The 15,845-nt window shown below is 63.0% G+C and carries 10 protein-coding genes; all 10 read left to right on the top strand.

Features of this window, described 5'->3' with window-relative positions; all coding sequences use genetic code 11:
* Nucleotides 1–69: 69 nt before the first annotated feature.
* Nucleotides 70–330 carry a YeaC family protein gene (locus tag PotMrB4_RS18970; protein WP_044408569.1) on the top strand — a complete coding sequence of 87 codons (261 nt, stop codon included), beginning with the start codon at nt 70–72 and terminating at the stop codon, nt 328–330.
* Nucleotides 331–344: 14 nt separating this feature from the next.
* Nucleotides 345–1,181, top strand: a complete 837-nt coding sequence (locus PotMrB4_RS18965) for a DUF2797 domain-containing protein (protein WP_142016177.1) — start codon at nt 345–347, stop codon at nt 1,179–1,181.
* A gap of 70 nt (nt 1,182–1,251) precedes the next feature.
* Nucleotides 1,252–3,912 (top strand): aminopeptidase N, encoded by a 2,661-nt coding sequence (gene pepN / locus PotMrB4_RS18960; protein ID WP_172434204.1) that lies wholly within the window; start codon nt 1,252–1,254, stop codon nt 3,910–3,912.
* Nucleotides 3,913–4,425: 513 nt separating this feature from the next.
* Entirely contained in the window at nt 4,426–6,402 is a 1,977-nt protein-coding gene (locus tag PotMrB4_RS18955; RefSeq protein ID WP_172434203.1) for a DUF1302 domain-containing protein, read from the top strand.
* Nucleotides 6,403–6,462: 60 nt separating this feature from the next.
* Nucleotides 6,463–7,830 carry a DUF1329 domain-containing protein gene (locus tag PotMrB4_RS18950; RefSeq protein ID WP_172434202.1) on the top strand — a complete coding sequence of 456 codons (1,368 nt, stop codon included), beginning with the start codon at nt 6,463–6,465 and terminating at the stop codon, nt 7,828–7,830.
* A gap of 201 nt (nt 7,831–8,031) precedes the next feature.
* Nucleotides 8,032–9,117 (top strand): WD40/YVTN/BNR-like repeat-containing protein, encoded by a 1,086-nt coding sequence (locus tag PotMrB4_RS18945; protein WP_074968422.1) that lies wholly within the window; start codon nt 8,032–8,034, stop codon nt 9,115–9,117.
* An 18-nt stretch (nt 9,118–9,135) separates the two neighbouring features.
* On the top strand, nt 9,136–11,511 hold the full coding sequence (locus tag PotMrB4_RS18940; protein WP_044408553.1) for an efflux RND transporter permease subunit: 2,376 nt from the start codon (nt 9,136–9,138) through the stop codon (nt 11,509–11,511).
* 198 nt (nt 11,512–11,709) lie between these two features.
* The gene (locus PotMrB4_RS18935; RefSeq protein ID WP_172434201.1) at nt 11,710–12,243 is read left to right on the top strand and encodes a sigma-70 family RNA polymerase sigma factor; all 534 of its coding nucleotides are present in this window, start codon (nt 11,710–11,712) and stop codon (nt 12,241–12,243) included.
* Nucleotides 12,240–13,199, top strand: coding sequence for a FecR family protein (locus PotMrB4_RS18930; protein WP_172434200.1), 960 nt, complete (start codon nt 12,240–12,242; stop codon nt 13,197–13,199). The genes PotMrB4_RS18935 and PotMrB4_RS18930 overlap by 4 nt, the downstream gene beginning before the upstream one ends.
* A gap of 128 nt (nt 13,200–13,327) precedes the next feature.
* Nucleotides 13,328–15,811, top strand: coding sequence for a TonB-dependent receptor (locus tag PotMrB4_RS18925; protein WP_172434199.1), 2,484 nt, complete (start codon nt 13,328–13,330; stop codon nt 15,809–15,811).
* Nucleotides 15,812–15,845 lie beyond the last annotated feature (34 nt).

The following is a 15,845-nucleotide window of genomic DNA, read 5'->3' as shown; positions in this document are numbered from 1 at the left end:
CCTGGCGCCCGCTGCGACCTGCTAGAATGCCGCTCCTTGTTCCCCCGAACGAATGCAGCGAGTCATGCCATGTCCTCTTTCGCCCAACTGATCAGCAACATCACCGAGGATGTCTACCAGAGCCTCAAGCTCGCCGTGGAAATCGGCAAGTGGGCCGATGGTCGCAAACTCACCGAGGAGCAGAAGGAGCTGAGCCTGCAGGCCATCATCGCCTGGGAGGCCAAGAACCTGCCGGAAGACCAGCGCACCGGGTACATGGGCCCGCAGGTCTGCAGCTCCAAGTCCGAGCCCGTGCCGAACATCCTCTTCAAATCCGACTCCATCCACTGATGGGGGCTGAAACCATGCTGGAGCTGGGGCGCGGTGCGCTGAGCAAGATGTCGGCGCAACTGGGTGACCCGGTGGTGCAGTACGCCTTCCGCCTGGGCGATGAGCAGGTGTCGGTGAACCCCCTGCTGGGCAAGCGCATCCGCCTGGAATACCTCGGCGGCATCCATTGCAGCCATTGCGGGCGAAAGACCAGCAAGAGCTTCAGCCAGGGCTACTGCTACCCCTGCTTCACCTCGCTGGCCCAGTGCGACACCTGCATCATGAGCCCGGAACGCTGCCACTACGACGCCGGTACCTGCCGCGAGCCGAGCTGGGGCGAGTCGTTCTGCATGACCGACCACATCGTCTACCTGGCCAACTCCTCGGGCATCAAGGTCGGCATCACCCGCGCCAGCCAGGTGCCCACCCGCTGGATCGACCAGGGCGCCCGCCAGGCGCTGCCCATCCTGCGGGTCGCCACGCGCCAGCAGTCCGGCCTGGTGGAGGACCTGCTGCGAACACAGGTGGCGGACCGCACCAACTGGCGCGCACTGCTCAAGGGCGAGGCCGAGGCACTCGACCTGCTCGCGGTGCGCGAGGCGCTGTTCGATGCCTGTGGCGAGGGCATCCAGGCCCTGCAGTCGCGTTTCGGCCTCCAGGCCATCCAGCCGCTCGATGACGTCGAGCCGCTGGAAATCCGTTACCCCGTCGAGGCTTACCCGACCAAGGTGGTGAGCCTCGACCTGGACAAGACACCGGTGGTGGAAGGGACCTTGCGCGGCATCAAGGGGCAGTACCTGATCCTCGACACCGGCGTCATCAACATCCGCAAGTTCACGTCCTACCAGGTCGCGGCCAGCTGCGAAGGCTGAGCCACTGGCAGGCAGCAATCCAACCATGCGCAGGCGGGCCACGAGCCCGCGCTGAACCGGAGAGGCAAGCATGCGAACCGAGCAACCGAACGTCATCCACCTCAAGGACTACCAGGCACCGGACTACCTGATCGACGAGACCGCCCTGACCTTCGAGCTGCACGAGGACCACACCCTGGTCCATGCCCAACTGGTGATGCGCCGCAACCCCGAGCGTGCCGATGGCACCCTGCCGGCGCTGGTGCTGGACGGCCAGCAACTGGAGCTGCTGTCGCTGTCCATGGATGATCGCGAGCTGGGCGCCGCCGACTACCAGCTGACCGACAGCCACCTGACCCTGCAGCCGGTTGCCGAGCAGTTCACCCTGGACAGCACCGTGCGCATCCACCCGGAGAGCAACACCGCGCTGGAAGGCCTGTACAAGTCCGGGAAGATGTTCTGCACCCAGTGCGAGGCCGAAGGTTTCCGCAAGATCACCTACTACCTCGACCGCCCCGATGTGATGAGCCGCTTCACCACCACCGTGAGTGCCGAGCAGCATCGCTACCCGGTGCTGCTGTCCAACGGCAACCCAGTGGCCAGCGGGGGCGGGGAGGGCGGGCGCCACTGGGCGACCTGGGAGGACCCGTTCAAGAAGCCGGCCTACCTGTTCGCCCTGGTGGCGGGCGACCTGTGGTGCGTGGAAGACGTGTTCACCACCATGAGCCAGCGCAACGTGACCCTGCGCATCTATGTCGAGCCGGAAAACATCGACAAGGTGCAGCACGCCATGGACAGCCTGAAGAAGTCCATGCGCTGGGACGAGGAGGTCTATGGCCGCGAGTACGACCTGGACATCTTCATGATCGTCGCGGTCAACGACTTCAACATGGGCGCCATGGAGAACAAGGGGCTCAACATCTTCAACTCCAGCTGCGTGCTGGCCCGTGCCGAAACTGCCACCGACGCTGCCCACCAGCGCGTCGAGGCCGTGGTGGCCCACGAGTACTTCCACAACTGGTCGGGCAACCGCGTGACCTGCCGCGACTGGTTCCAGCTGTCGCTGAAGGAAGGCTTCACCGTGTTCCGCGATGCGGAATTCTCCGCCGACATGAATTCGCGCACGGTCAAGCGCATCGAGGACGTGGCCTTCCTGCGTACCAACCAGTTCGCCGAGGACGCGGGCCCCATGGCCCACCCGGTGCGCCCGGATTCGTTCATCGAGATCTCCAACTTCTACACCCTGACTGTCTACGAGAAGGGCTCGGAAGTGGTGCGCATGATCCACACCCTGTTGGGCGCCGAGGGCTTCCGCAAGGGCACCGACCTGTACTTCGAGCGCCACGACGGCCAGGCCGTGACCTGTGACGATTTCGTCAAGGCCATGGAGGACGCCAACGGCGTCGACCTTACCCAGTTCAAGCGCTGGTACAGCCAGGCCGGCACCCCGCGCCTGGTGGTCGAGGACGCCTACGATACCGCTGCCAGGACCTACACCCTGACCCTCCGCCAGAGCTGCCCGGCCACCCCCGGCCAGACCGAAAAGCTGCCCTTCGTCATCCCCGTCGAGCTGGGGCTGCTGGACGCCGCCGGCAACGATCTGCCGTTGCGCCTGGCAGGCGAGGCGAAGGCCGAGGGGGGCAACCGGGTGATTGCCGTCACCGAGGCCGAGCAGACCTTCACCTTCGTCGATGTGGCGGAAAAGCCGTTGCCGTCCCTGCTCCGCGGTTTTTCCGCGCCGGTGAAGCTGAGCTTCCCGTACAGCCGCGATCAGCTGATGTTCCTCATGCAACACGACAGCGATGGTTTCAACCGCTGGGATGCCGGCCAGCAGCTTTCCGTGCAGGTGCTGCAGGAGCTGATCGGGCAGCACCAGCGTGGCGAGCAACTGGTGCTGGATAGCCGCCTGCTGGCTGCCTTCCGCACCTTGCTGGAGGACCAGTCCCTGGACCAGGCGATGGTGGCGGAGATGCTGTCGCTGCCCAGCGAGGCCTACCTGACCGAGATCAGCGAGGTGGCGGATGTGGACGCCATCCACGCTGCTCGCGAGTTCGCCCGTCGTTCGATCAGTGATGCTCTGTTCCGGCAGCTGCTGGCGCGTTACCAGGCCAATCGCGCCCTCTCGCGCGAGACGCCCTATGTCGCCTCCGCCGAGCACTTTGCCCGTCGCACCCTGCAGAACATCGCGCTGTCCTACCTGATGCTCAGTGGCAAGGCCGAGGTTCTCCAGGCCTGCCTGGAGCAGTTCGAGGCGTGCGACAACATGACCGAACGCCTGACGGCGCTCTCGGTGCTGGTCAACTCCAGCTTCGAGGACGAGAAGGCCAAGGCGCTGGCGAGCTTCGCCGATTACTTCAAGGACAATCCGCTGGTGATGGACCAGTGGTTCAGCGTCCAGGCGGGCTGCACCCTGCCGGGCGGGCTGGAGCGGGTGCAGGCGCTGATGGCCCATCCGGCCTTCACCCTGAAGAACCCCAACAAGGTTCGTGCATTGATCGGGGCGTTCGCCAACCAGAACCTGGTGAACTTCCACCGGGCCGATGGTGCGGGTTATCGCTTCCTTGCCGACCACGTCATCACGCTCAACGCGCTCAACCCGCAGATCGCCTCGCGCCAGCTGGCGCCGCTGACCCGCTGGCGCAAGTACGACGCGGCCCGGCAGGCCCTGATGCGTGCCGAGCTGGAGCGCATCCTCGCCTCTGGCGAGCTGTCCAGCGATGTCTTCGAGGTGGTCAGCAAGAGCCTCGCCTGATCCGAGGAGGGCTTGCCCCTCCGTGTCGGATTCCTCCCTCTAGAAAGTGTTACTGGCAAACTGACGGTAACACTTTTTTGTTACCCATGGGAATAATCCGTCCCCTGCTTAGGCGTAAAAAGCGTGAAGGGCGTCGTCTTTTCCTTGACCGTACGGGGAAGGTGTGAATCGGCAATCGCTCAAGGTGTGGTTTTGAGTGACAAATCGAGCCAGCTTGTAGGACAAAATCGGCCGAATTTTCCGATTTGATCAGTGGATGATCAGTCACACGTTTGAATGATAGTTGCCCGGGTGATCAAGTCGGGTTTTCGACTTCAGTCGTACGGATTTGGCACCTTGGTTGCAGGTGCGCAATCCGATCCAGGTTCGTCCGACCGGCAGTTGATCGCTGGAACGTGCGGGCCAGACGCGTTGGGGCCTCGAAGTGCCAACGCCGGAGCCGCCCCAGGTGGCCGAAACAGCTCCCATGATGGGAGCCATAACAAATGATCTGTCCACGGAGTAGACACCTCGATGGAACTCAAGTCCCGCAAGCCCCAATTGCGTTTCGCACCGGCCAAGGCCGGTTTCGCCCTCGCCGGCCTCCTGCCCCTGATGTGCGCCGTCCAGGCCCAGGCGGTTGAATTCAGCTTCGCCGACGACGAGATCAGCGGTTCCATCGACACTACCGTCTCCTACGGCCAACTGTGGCGCGTCCAGGGCCAGGACAAGACCAACAACGACATCAACACCAACGACGGCAACCGCAACTTCGACACCGGCCTTGTTTCCGAGGTGTACAAGATCACTTCCGACCTGGAAGCGACCTACAAGAACTACGGCGTGTTCGTCCGCGGCACCGCTTTCTATGACACCCAGATCATGGACAAGCGCAACGACTACCTGGACAACAACAGCCCGCGCCAGCCGAGCCAGAACTACCCGAACGACAGCAGCTTCACCCGCGAGACCCGCCATAAGGCCGGTCGCGATGCGCAGATCCTCGACGCCTACCTGTATGGCAACTGGGATATTGCTGACATGCCGGTCACCGGTCGTATCGGTAAGCAAGTATTCAACTGGGGCGAGGGCATTTTCTATCGCGGTGGCATCAACACCACCAACCCGGTCAACGCCGCACAGTTCCGTCTGCCGGGCTCCGAGCTGAAAGAGGTGCTGGTGCCGGTCGAGGCGCTGAGCTTCAACATCGGCCTGACCGACAACCTGTCGATGGAGACGTTCTACCAGTTCAACTGGAAGGAAAGTGCTATTGACCCGGCAGGTACCTATTTCTCTGAGACCGACCTGTTTGCGGATGGCGGTAACAGGGCATACACCACTAGCTCCGGCTTTGCTAACCCGTTGATTTCTACCCCGACCGTCGGGCTTTACGACCAACTGGTCGCGGGCGGTCTCCTGAAGGGGACGCAGTACTACGACCGGCAAGCCGGGGTCGTAAAAGTCGCCCAGGTTGGTCCTGACCTGAATGCGAAGAACGACGGTCAGTTTGGTGTCGCCTTCCGCTATATCGCTGAAGAGCTGAACTCCACTGAATTCGGGGCTTACTTCGTCAACTACCATTCGAAAGAGCCAACTATTTACGCGGATCTCAACTCGTCCTACACCGGTCTGAACGCGAATGCTATTTGCAACACCATCGGCGGCACCACCTGTGCCAACCTTCGAGCTGCTGCAGCAGGCGGTAGTGTTGCTGCTGCCAATGCCTTGGCTGCTGCTGGTGGTGTCGCAGCCATCGACGTAGCAAATCAGGTCAACGCCCGCCGCGAGTACGCCGAAGACATCCGCATGTACGGATTTAGCTTCAACACCACTGTCGGCGATGCTTCAGTCTTTGGTGAATTGGCTTATCGCCCCAATCTCCCCATTGGTGTGGCGACCACCAACGACTTGCTGGGTGACCTGTTGAATCAGGCTCTGACCCTTGGCGGTGGCGGTACTACCAACATTGGTGGTCAGAGCGTGCGGTTGGGTGATCAGATCCACAACTACGAGCGTGTCGAGGCTTACAACACCTCGTTGGGCACCATCTACAATTTTGGGCCTGCGCTGGGCTTCGACTCGCTCTTCGGCGTAGCTGAGCTCGCCTCCGAGCACCTGCGTGGTTCCGATCTGAAGTACACCGCTTATGACGGTACTACTCGTTACTACTCCGGTCGGGGCAACAGTTCCTATGTGTCCGGTGGTGATCGTGATGATCAGGTCAACAAGAACGCCTATGGCTACACCCTGGTGCTGAACGGTACCTGGAACGACGTGATTGCTGGTGTCAACGTCTCCCCGTTCGTTGTCTACAAGGACGACTTCGAAGGTAACTCCTACCAGACCGGTAACTTCATCGAGGGGCGCAAGGCCTACACCCTGGGCTTGAAGGCGACCTACCTGAACAGCCTGGAAGGCGAGATCCAGTACACCGAGTTCTTCGGGGGTGGCCAGAATAACTCTGTCCGCGACCGCGACAACATCGGCGTCAACGTCAAGTACTCCTTCTAACTAGAAAGAAGGCGGGGGCCTTCATGGGCTCCTGCCGCTGAACCCTCACGGAGATTCAACATGCTGAAAAAGCTTTCGCTGATTGGCGCGGCAGTTGCGTTCGCACTGTCCGCCGGTAGCGCGCTGGCGGCAGTGTCCGCCCAGGAAGCCGCCAAGCTGGGCACCAGCCTGACCCCCTTCGGTGCCGAGAAGGCCGGCAATGCTGCTAGCACCATCCCCGAGTGGACCGGCGGCATCACCCAGGCCCCGGCCGGCTACAAGCCGGGACAGCATCATGTCGATCCGTTCCCGGGCGACAAGCCGCTGTTCACCATCACCAAGGCCAACCTGGACCAGTACAAGGCCAACCTGACCCCCGGTCAGATCGCCCTGTTCAATGCCTACCCGGACACCTTCCAGATGCCGGTCTACCCGACCCGTCGCTCCGGCTCCGCGCCGCAGTGGGTCTATGACAACACCGTCAAGAACGCCACCACCGCCAAGCTGCTGGATGGCGGCAACGGCTTTGCCGATGCCTACGGCGGCATTCCGTTCCCGATCCCGCAGAACGGCGTCGAGGCCCTGTGGAACCACATCGTTCGCTATCGCGGTTCCTACATCGTGCGTCGCGCTTCCGAAGTGGCCGTGCAGCGCAATGGCGACTACTCCCTGGTGACCTCGCAGCAGGAAGCCCTGTTCAAGTACTACAACCCGAAGGGTTCGTACGCTGACCTGAACAACATCCTGTTCTACTACCTGTCCTTCACCAAGAGCCCGGCTCGCCTGGCGGGTGGCGCCGTGCTGGTGCACGAGACCCTGGACCAGGTGAAGGAGCCGCGTCAGGCCTGGGGCTACAACGCCGGCCAGCGTCGCGTTCGCCGTGCGCCGAACCTGGCCTACGACACCCCCATCGCTGCCGCCGACGGCCTGCGTACTGCCGACGACACCGACATGTTCAACGGTGCGCCGGATCGCTACGACTGGAAGCTGGTGGGCAAGAAGGAAATCTACATCCCGTACAACAACTACAAGGTCTCCAGCCCTGAGGTTAAGTACAAGGACCTGCTCAAGCCCGGTCACCTGAACCCGGCCGTCACCCGTAACGAACTGCACCGCGTGTGGGTCGTGGAAGGCACCCTGAAGCCGGGCGCCCGCCACATCTACTCCAAGCGCACCCTGTTCCTCGACGAGGACAGCTGGCAAGCCGCCGTGGTCGACCAGTACGACGGTCGCGGTGAGCTGTGGCGTGTCTCGGTGGCCTACCTGAAGAACTACTACGACCTGCCGACTACCTGGTCCGCGCTGGACGTGTTCCATGATCTGCAGGCCCGCCGCTACCACGTGCAGAACCTCGACAACGAGGAGTCGAGCACCATCGATTTCACCCAGCCGGTCCCGGATGACGGTTACTTCAAGCCGTCTGCCCTGCGTCGTCGCGGTACTCGCTGATCGATTCGCAGGACAGAAAAAGGCCGCTACTCTGGTAGCGGCCTTTTTCATTCATCAGAGGCCCTGATAAGGGCTCAATCACGCGGGTTTGGCTTAACAAAACATAACGTCCCGCCGATTGTCAGCGCTTTCCAAAGCTGGATAGCATAAGCCGCCTGCCCGTGGGGCAGGACCACCTATAACAATAAGGGGGAAAGGTGTATGAGTGAGCCCGTCATGCGGCGCACCCAGTCCGGTCGTGGCGCGCGTCATTCCGCCCAGCCGGCGTTCCGCTTCCACTCGCCGCTGGCCAAAGCGCTCTCGCTGTTCAGTGTGCTGTCCATCCTGACTTCCGCCATGGTGCCCACCGTGCATGCCGCCGAGGCAGCACCGGTCTACTCCATCGAATCACCCAAGGCCATCACCAGCCTGCTGCTGGACGTCGCCCACGCCGGCAAGCGCTTGGTTGCCGTGGGGGATCGTGGCCATATTCTCTATTCCGACGACGACGGCACGAGCTGGACCCAGGCCAAGGTGCCGACCCGGCAGATGCTGACCGCCGTCTACTTCGTCGACGACAAGAAGGGTTGGGCCGTCGGCCACGACGCGCAGATTCTCGCCAGTGAGGATGGCGGGGCGACCTGGACACTCCAGTTCGAAGACCTGCAGCGTGAAGCCCCGCTCCTGGACGTCTGGTTCAAGGACGCCAGCACCGGCTTCGCCGTTGGCTCCTACGGCGCCCTGCTGGCCACCGAGGACGGTGGCAAGAACTGGGAAGACGTCAGCGACCGCCTCGACAACGAAGACCAGTACCACATCAATGCCATCGCGGCGGTGAAGGACTCCGGCCTGTTCATCGTCGGCGAGATGGGCAGCATGTTCCGCTCCCCCGACTGGGGCCAGACCTGGGAACGCCTCGAAGGGCCCTACGAGGGCTCGCTGTTCGGCGTGTCCGGTACCGCAGAGCCCGGCGTCGTGATCGCCTACGGCCTGCGTGGCCACCTGTTCCGCTCCGCCGATTTCGGCACGACCTGGGAAACCATCCCGCTCAAGAACGCCCGCGGCGGCACCCTGGAGTTCGGTCTTTCCGGCGGCACCCTGCTCGACGACGGCACCCTGCTGGTGGTCGGCCATGGTGGCAGCGTGCTGAAGAGCACCGATGCCGGCCGCACCTTCAGCGTGGTCAACCGCGCCGATCGTCTGTCGCTGGCCAGTGCCACGGTCGACAGCAAGGGCAACCTGATCCTGGTGGGACAGGGTGGGGCGCGTGTCGCCTCGCCGACTGGCGCCGAGCTGGGCCAACAATAACAAGGTGGGGGAGTTTCGATGAGTAACCATCACCAGGACAAGGCGACCTTCCTGGAGCGCCTGATCTTCAACAACCGGCCGGCGGTGATCGTCATCTGCCTGCTGGTCAGCATCTTCCTCTTCTGGCAGGCCACCCAGGTGCGCCCGTCCACCAGCTTCGAGAAGATGATTCCGCTGCACCACCCCTTCATCCAGAAGATGATGGAGCATCGCAACGACCTGGCGAACCTGGGCAACACCGTGCGCATCTCGGTGGAAGCCAAGGACGGGGACATCTTCAGCAAGGACTACATGGAGACCCTGCGCCAGATCCACGACGAGGTCTTTTACATTCCCGGCGTCGATCGTTCCGGCCTGAAGTCCCTGTGGAGCCCCAGCGTTCGCTGGACCGAAGTGACCGAGGAAGGCTTCGCCGGCGGCGAGGTCATCCCGCAGACCTACGACGGTTCCGCCGACAGCCTGGAAGAGCTGCGCAACAACGTGCTCAAGTCCGGCCAGATCGGCCGCCTGGTGGCCAACAACTTCAAGTCCAGCATCATCGACGTGCCGCTGCTCGAGTCCTACCCGGACCCGAACGACCAGGGCAAGCTGCTGAAGCTCGACTACCGACAGTTCTCCCATGAGCTGGAAGAGAAGATCCGCGACAAGTACCAGGCCCAGAACCCGAACGTCCAGGTGCACATCGTCGGCTTCGCCAAGAAGGTCGGCGACCTGATCGACGGCCTGATCATGGTCGTGGCCTTCTTCGGCATCGCCTTCCTCACCACCCTGGTGCTGCTCTACTGGTTCACCTGGTGCATCCGCAGCACCATCGCCGTGCTCTCCACCACCCTGGTGGCGGTGATCTGGCAGCTGGGCCTGATGCACTCGGTGGGCTTCGGGCTCGACCCGTACTCCATGCTGGTGCCGTTCCTGATCTTCGCCATCGGCATCTCCCACGGGGTGCAGAAGATCAACGGTATCGCCCTGCAATCCAGCGACGCCGACAACGCCCTGACCGCGGCCCGGCGCACCTTCCGCCAGCTGTTCCTGCCGGGGATGATCGCCATCCTGGCTGACGCCGTGGGCTTCATCACCCTGCTGATCATCGACATCGGCGTGATCCGCGAGCTGGCCATCGGCGCTTCCATCGGCGTGGCGGTGATCGTCTTCACCAACCTGATCCTGCTGCCGGTCGCCATCTCCTATGTCGGCATCAGCAAGAAGGCCATCGACCGCAGCAAGAAGGACGCGACCCGCGAGCACCCGTTCTGGCGCCTGCTGTCCAACTTCGCGCACCCCACCGTGGCGCCCATCTCCGTGGTCATCGCCATCATGGCCTTCGGCGGCGGCCTCTGGTACGGCAAGCACCTGAAGATCGGCGACCTCGACCAGGGCGCGCCGGAGCTGCGTCCGGACTCGCGCTACAACAAGGACAACAACTTCATCATCAGCAACTACTCCACCAGCTCCGACGTGCTCGTGGTGATGGTCAAGACCAAGCCCGAGGGGTGCTCCACCCACGAGGCGCTGGCCCCCATCGACGAGCTGATGTGGACGATGGAGAACACCCAGGGCGTGCAGTCCGCCATCTCCATGGTCACCGTCTCCAAGCAGGTGATCAAAGGGATGAACGAAGGCAACCTGAAGTGGGAAACCCTCTCCCGCAACCAGGACGTGCTGAACAACTCCATCAGCCGCGCCGACGGCCTGTACAACACCGACTGCTCCCTCGCACCGGTGCTGGTGTTCCTCAACGACCACAAGGCCGAGACCCTGCAGCGCGCGGTCAAGGCGGTCCAGGGCTTCGCCCAGGAGCACAACAAGGACGGGCTGGAGTTCCTGCTCGCCGCCGGTAACGCCGGCATCGAAGCGGCCACCAACGAGGTGATCGCCCAGACCGAGCTGACCATCCTGATCCTGGTGTACATCTGCGTCGCGGCCATGTGTCTGATCACCTTCCGCTCGATCCCGGCGACCATCTGCATCGTCATCCCGCTGATCCTCACCTCGGTGCTGGGCAATGCCCTGATGGCCTTCCTCGGCATCGGCGTGAAAGTGGCGACGCTGCCCGTGGTGGCACTGGGCGTGGGTATCGGTGTCGACTACGGCATCTACATCTACAGCCGCCTGGAAAGCTTCCTGCGCGCCGGCCTCACCTTGCAGGAGGCCTACTACCAGACGCTGAAGTCCACCGGCAAAGCCGTGCTCTTCACCGGCCTGTGCCTGGCCATCGGCGTGGCAACCTGGATGTTCTCGGCGATCAAGTTCCAGGCCGACATGGGCCTGATGCTGACCTTCATGTTCATCGTCAACATGTTCGGCGCGCTCTGGCTGCTGCCGGCCCTGGCCCGCTTCCTGATCAAGCCCGAGAAGCTCGCCGGCAAGACCGGTGGCTCACTCCTCGCGCACTGATCGGTGCTCTTCGAAAACCGCGGCCTCGGCCGCGGTTTTTCGTTTCTGGGTGCTGATCTTGACGCCGGAAAAAGCCTGGCATCTAATGATATGCATTCTCATTTGTTGCTTCCCGTTATCTGTCAGCCTTGAGCGGGCGGGAAGCACCTGCAGTCGGGGGTGTCGTGAAGTCAGGTCTGGCCGGTGGGAAAGCCCGCCATGGATGAGCAGTTCCGTGGCACCGTCTCGGGCGCCTACCGGGCCTTCCATGCCGAACTGCTGAAGTTCCTCGGCAAGCGCCTGGGCAGCCAGGCCGATGCGGCCGATCTCGCCCAGGACGCCTTCGCCCAGTGGCTGGGCTCTCGCGATCGCGCCCGCGTGGCGCAGCCCCGCGCCTTCCTGTTCCAGATCGCTCGCAACCTCCTGCGTGACCACTGGCGACGCCAGCAGGTGAGGAGAGGGACGGAGCCGGCCCCTGTCGAGCACGATGAGGCGCTGTTCGAGCATGCCGCCCCAGGCCCCCAGGACAAGGCCGAGCAACACCAGCGCTTGCATCACCTGGCCCGAGCGCTGGATGATCTGCCGCCGCGCCGGCGGGAGGCCTTCGTCCTGCACAAGTTCGACGGGCTCTCCCAGGCCGAAGTCGCCGAGCGCATGGGGATTTCCCTCAGCATGGTGGAGAAGCACGTCGCCTGTGCCCTCCTGCATTGCAGGCAGCGCCTGCTCGATGCGGGACAGGAGGACGTGCCATGAACGAGAACACGTGGATGGAAGCACGCCCCTCGATCGACGAGCAGGCCGCGACCTGGCAGGCGCGGCGCTCCGGTAGCCAGTTCAGCACGCAGGACGAAGCCGAGTTGCAGGCCTGGCTGGCCGCCAGCCCTGCGCATGCCCGCGCCTTTTCCGAGATGCAGCAGATCTGGGCAGAACTCGATCGCGTACCGCGCCCGAGTCTGTCAGCACCGGTGGTGCCCCTGCGCCCACGGCGCTGGCGCCTGCCCCTGGCTGCCGCTGCGTCCTTGCTGGTGGCCTGCGCCCTGGTGCTGGTTTCCCGGGGTGGGCCCGAGGTCGACGAGACCTTCGCCAGCCCCCTTAGCGCCACGCAGCAGGTGACCCTGGCCGACGGCACCCGCATCGACCTCAACCGTGCCACGCGCCTGCGCGTTCGCCTGTATGACGACCACCGGGAGGTGGACCTGCTGGAAGGCGAAGCCTTCTTCGCCGTTGCCCGTGATGAAACCCGTCCCTTCGATGTCACCGCCGGAGACGGGCGGGTGCGGGTACTGGGCACCCGCTTCAGCGTGAGACGCGGCGAGCAGCGGCTCGATGTGGCAGTGGAGAGTGGTCACGTGGCCGTCGAGCCGCATCCAGGAACGGCGCAGCCGCTGGAACTGCTGGCAGGGGACAGCCTCGACTACGACTACCGCACCGCCACCCTCGAACAAGGCCACCGCCGGCCCGAGGAGATCGCCAGCTGGCGCAGAGGGCAACTGGTCTTCCGGGATCGCCCCCTGGCGCAGTTGCTCGACGAGGTGTCGCGTTATCGCCCGGCCCCGGTGGGCCTGGCGGACCCGAGACTGGCCCAGCGGCGTGTCTCCGGCAGCCTCAACCTCGCCAACCCGGACGCCTTCCTCGCTGCCTTGCCGCAGTTGCTGCCGGTCCAGGTCGAGCACCTGGCGGATGGGCGGGCGTTGATCCATCCGCGCTGAAGGCCTGGTTGACTCGCTACAAATAAAAATATTTTTCATTCGCATATGTGGATTTTTCTCGTCTGTGCGTCTTCCTCCTGGTAACCGCCAGCTGCCGTGGCGGTCCTGCAGCACAAGGGGAGACCTGCATGAACACCCGTACCACCCGCTTCGTCCTGCGCCGGCTCGTTGCCGGCAGCGCCCTGGCGACCTGGCTGGCCAGCGCCTCGGCACTGGCCCAGGACCACGACTTCGACCTGCCGGCCCAGCCCATGGCCAGCGCCCTGACCAGCCTTGCCCAGCAGGGGCAACTGCAGGTGCTGTTCGATGAAGCCCAGCTGCGCGATGTACGTGCGCCGGCGTTGAAGGGGCGCTACAGCCCGCGTCTGGCCCTGGAGCGGTTGCTCTCGGGGACGGGGCTGGAGCTGGTGGAAGCGGGGGATGGGTTCGTGGTGCGGCGCTTGCCGGGAAACGATCAGGCACCTGCTAATGACAATGTCCTCAACCTGGGCAGCACCAGCATCATGGGGGATGCCATCGACAGCAGCACTGTGGGGCGCTCGGTGCTGACCCAGGAAGACATCGACCGCAAGCAGGCCGACAACATTGGCGAACTATTGGATACGTTGCCTGGGGTCAGCTCCAGCGGCTCGCCCAGGCCGGGTGGGCAAACCCTGAATATCTGGGGCATGGGGGATGTCGAGGACGTCAAGGTGATCCTCGATGGGGCCCCAAAGGGCTTCGAGAAGTATCGCCAGGGCTCGGTGTTCATCGAGCCGGAGCTGATCAAGAACGTCGAGGTCGACAAGGGGCCCCACAGTACGCTCTACGGCAATGGCGGCTTCGGCGGGGTGATCAAGGTGGACACTAAGGACCCTGCCGACCTGCTGCAGGAGGGGCGTGACGTCGGGGCTTTCATCAAGTACGGCTACCACACCAACGACCGCCAGGAGATATACAGCGGGGCCGTCTACGGCCAGACCGAAGATAAGATGCTCGACAGCCTGCTGTTCATGAACTGGCGTGACGGTGGGAATATCAAGCGTCCCGATGGCACGCGCTTCGTGTACTCCGAGAATCAGCTTGATGCCTTTCTGTTCAAGAGCAACCTGCGCCTCAACGAAGAGCATGTGCTCACCCTTTCTGCGATGCAGTCCGGAAGCCAGGCCTGGGAGCCGTTCGCAGCCAAGCGCGATGAAATGGCCGCACCCACGGCGGCCGAGATCGCTCGCTACGGGTTGGATGGTGCGTGGAAGCGCAAGCTGGTCTACCGCGACCAGGACGATGAGAACTACTCCCTCAAATGGAACTACGCACCACTCGACAACCCCTGGATCAACGTCACAGCCAGTTACGCCTATTCCAAGACTGATCAGCATGACAAGCGACCGGACAACGCCACACCCGGATTTGCAGGGTCGTTGGGCAATGAAAGCTGGGTCAACTACACCGATCGCCTGGCGGAGTTGAAGAACGAAAGTCGGTTCGATACGGGGCCGTTTGCTCATGTCGCAACGGTGGGTGTGCAGTGGCATGGGCATGAGCGCGATACGCTGATGAAGGACCTCAGCAAGACTCGTGATGCAGCCTACAACTTCGGCTTGTACCAGCCCTATTACATGCCCTCTGGTGAGCAGGAGACGCGGAGTGGCTTCCTGCAGGATGCGATCACTATCGGCTCGGTGACCATTACACCTGCTCTGCGCTACGACCAGGTAATCAGCAAGGGGGAGCCTAGCTTGGCACCTCGCTTCAATAATCCTGATCCGAAGGTTGGGCATGACTACAGTCAGGTCCGCTATACCGGTTGGTCGCCGAGGTTAGGCGTCTTCTGGACCGCAACGGAGAACCTGGCACTGTTCGCCGACTACAGCAAAACCTGGCGTGCGCCCCTGATCGACGAATTGTATGAAGTGCAAAGTGCGATCAGCAGTGTTCCGGGTACGAGTCGCAACCTCGATCCTGAGCGCATCACGGGTATTCGCCTGGGCAGCATCTTCAACGTGGACCGGCTGCTTGCTGACAGCGACAGCCTGCAGATACGCACCACTCTGTTCCGTAACCGTGGCAAGGATGAAATCTTCAAGCGGACCGGGGTCTATTGCGCCGAGAAGCTCAGTAGCAGCGCCGACTGTCCGGGTACCCTCACCAACAACCGCAACCTGCCGGGCTACACCATTGAGGGGCTGGAGGTCGAATCGTTCTACGATAGCGCCCGGGTGTTTGGCAGTCTCTCGGTCTCTTACATCCGCGGCCAGCGCGACGCCTCTCCATCTAACCCGTGGGGCTCTGAAACATGGATCGCGGAAATTCCTCCGCGCAAGGCAGTGGCTACGTTGGGGGTGAAGGTGCCTGAAGCAGATCTTGCGTTGGGATGGACCGGCAACTTCGTGCGTAAGCAGGACCGATCGCCAGCGGACGACGATCCCCGGGCCGCGCTCTGGAGTCTGCCGGAGAGCCAGGGGTACGCCCTGCATGGTGTGTTCGCCAGTTGGAAGCCCCGCTTTGCCAAGGGCTTCGAAGCGAGGTTGGCAGTCGATAACCTGTTCAATCGTGAGTACTACCCCTACCTTGGCGAAGCCGTCTCGGGAGTGGGGCGGAACGTAAAATTGAGTGTTTCGCAGTTCTTCTGAAAACACAGGGCATCGGCAACGACGAGTTGACTGG

Origin of the sequence: Metapseudomonas otitidis (assembly GCF_011397855.1) — a bacterium.
Classification (GTDB): domain Bacteria; phylum Pseudomonadota; class Gammaproteobacteria; order Pseudomonadales; family Pseudomonadaceae; genus Metapseudomonas; species Metapseudomonas otitidis.
The sequence above is the reverse complement of the archived record's forward strand: the minus strand, read 5'-3'. Positions and strand labels throughout refer to the sequence as shown.

Coding starts and splice junctions, on each gene's coding strand:
- PotMrB4_RS18970 (WP_044408569.1), top strand. CDS start 70: ATGTCCTCTTTCGCCCAACTGATCAGCAACATCACCGAGGATGTCTAC.
- PotMrB4_RS18965 (WP_142016177.1), top strand. CDS start 345: ATGCTGGAGCTGGGGCGCGGTGCGCTGAGCAAGATGTCGGCGCAACTG.
- pepN (WP_172434204.1), top strand. CDS start 1,252: ATGCGAACCGAGCAACCGAACGTCATCCACCTCAAGGACTACCAGGCA.
- PotMrB4_RS18955 (WP_172434203.1), top strand. CDS start 4,426: ATGGAACTCAAGTCCCGCAAGCCCCAATTGCGTTTCGCACCGGCCAAG.
- PotMrB4_RS18950 (WP_172434202.1), top strand. CDS start 6,463: ATGCTGAAAAAGCTTTCGCTGATTGGCGCGGCAGTTGCGTTCGCACTG.
- PotMrB4_RS18945 (WP_074968422.1), top strand. CDS start 8,032: ATGAGTGAGCCCGTCATGCGGCGCACCCAGTCCGGTCGTGGCGCGCGT.
- PotMrB4_RS18940 (WP_044408553.1), top strand. CDS start 9,136: ATGAGTAACCATCACCAGGACAAGGCGACCTTCCTGGAGCGCCTGATC.
- PotMrB4_RS18935 (WP_172434201.1), top strand. CDS start 11,710: ATGGATGAGCAGTTCCGTGGCACCGTCTCGGGCGCCTACCGGGCCTTC.
- PotMrB4_RS18930 (WP_172434200.1), top strand. CDS start 12,240: ATGAACGAGAACACGTGGATGGAAGCACGCCCCTCGATCGACGAGCAG.
- PotMrB4_RS18925 (WP_172434199.1), top strand. CDS start 13,328: ATGAACACCCGTACCACCCGCTTCGTCCTGCGCCGGCTCGTTGCCGGC.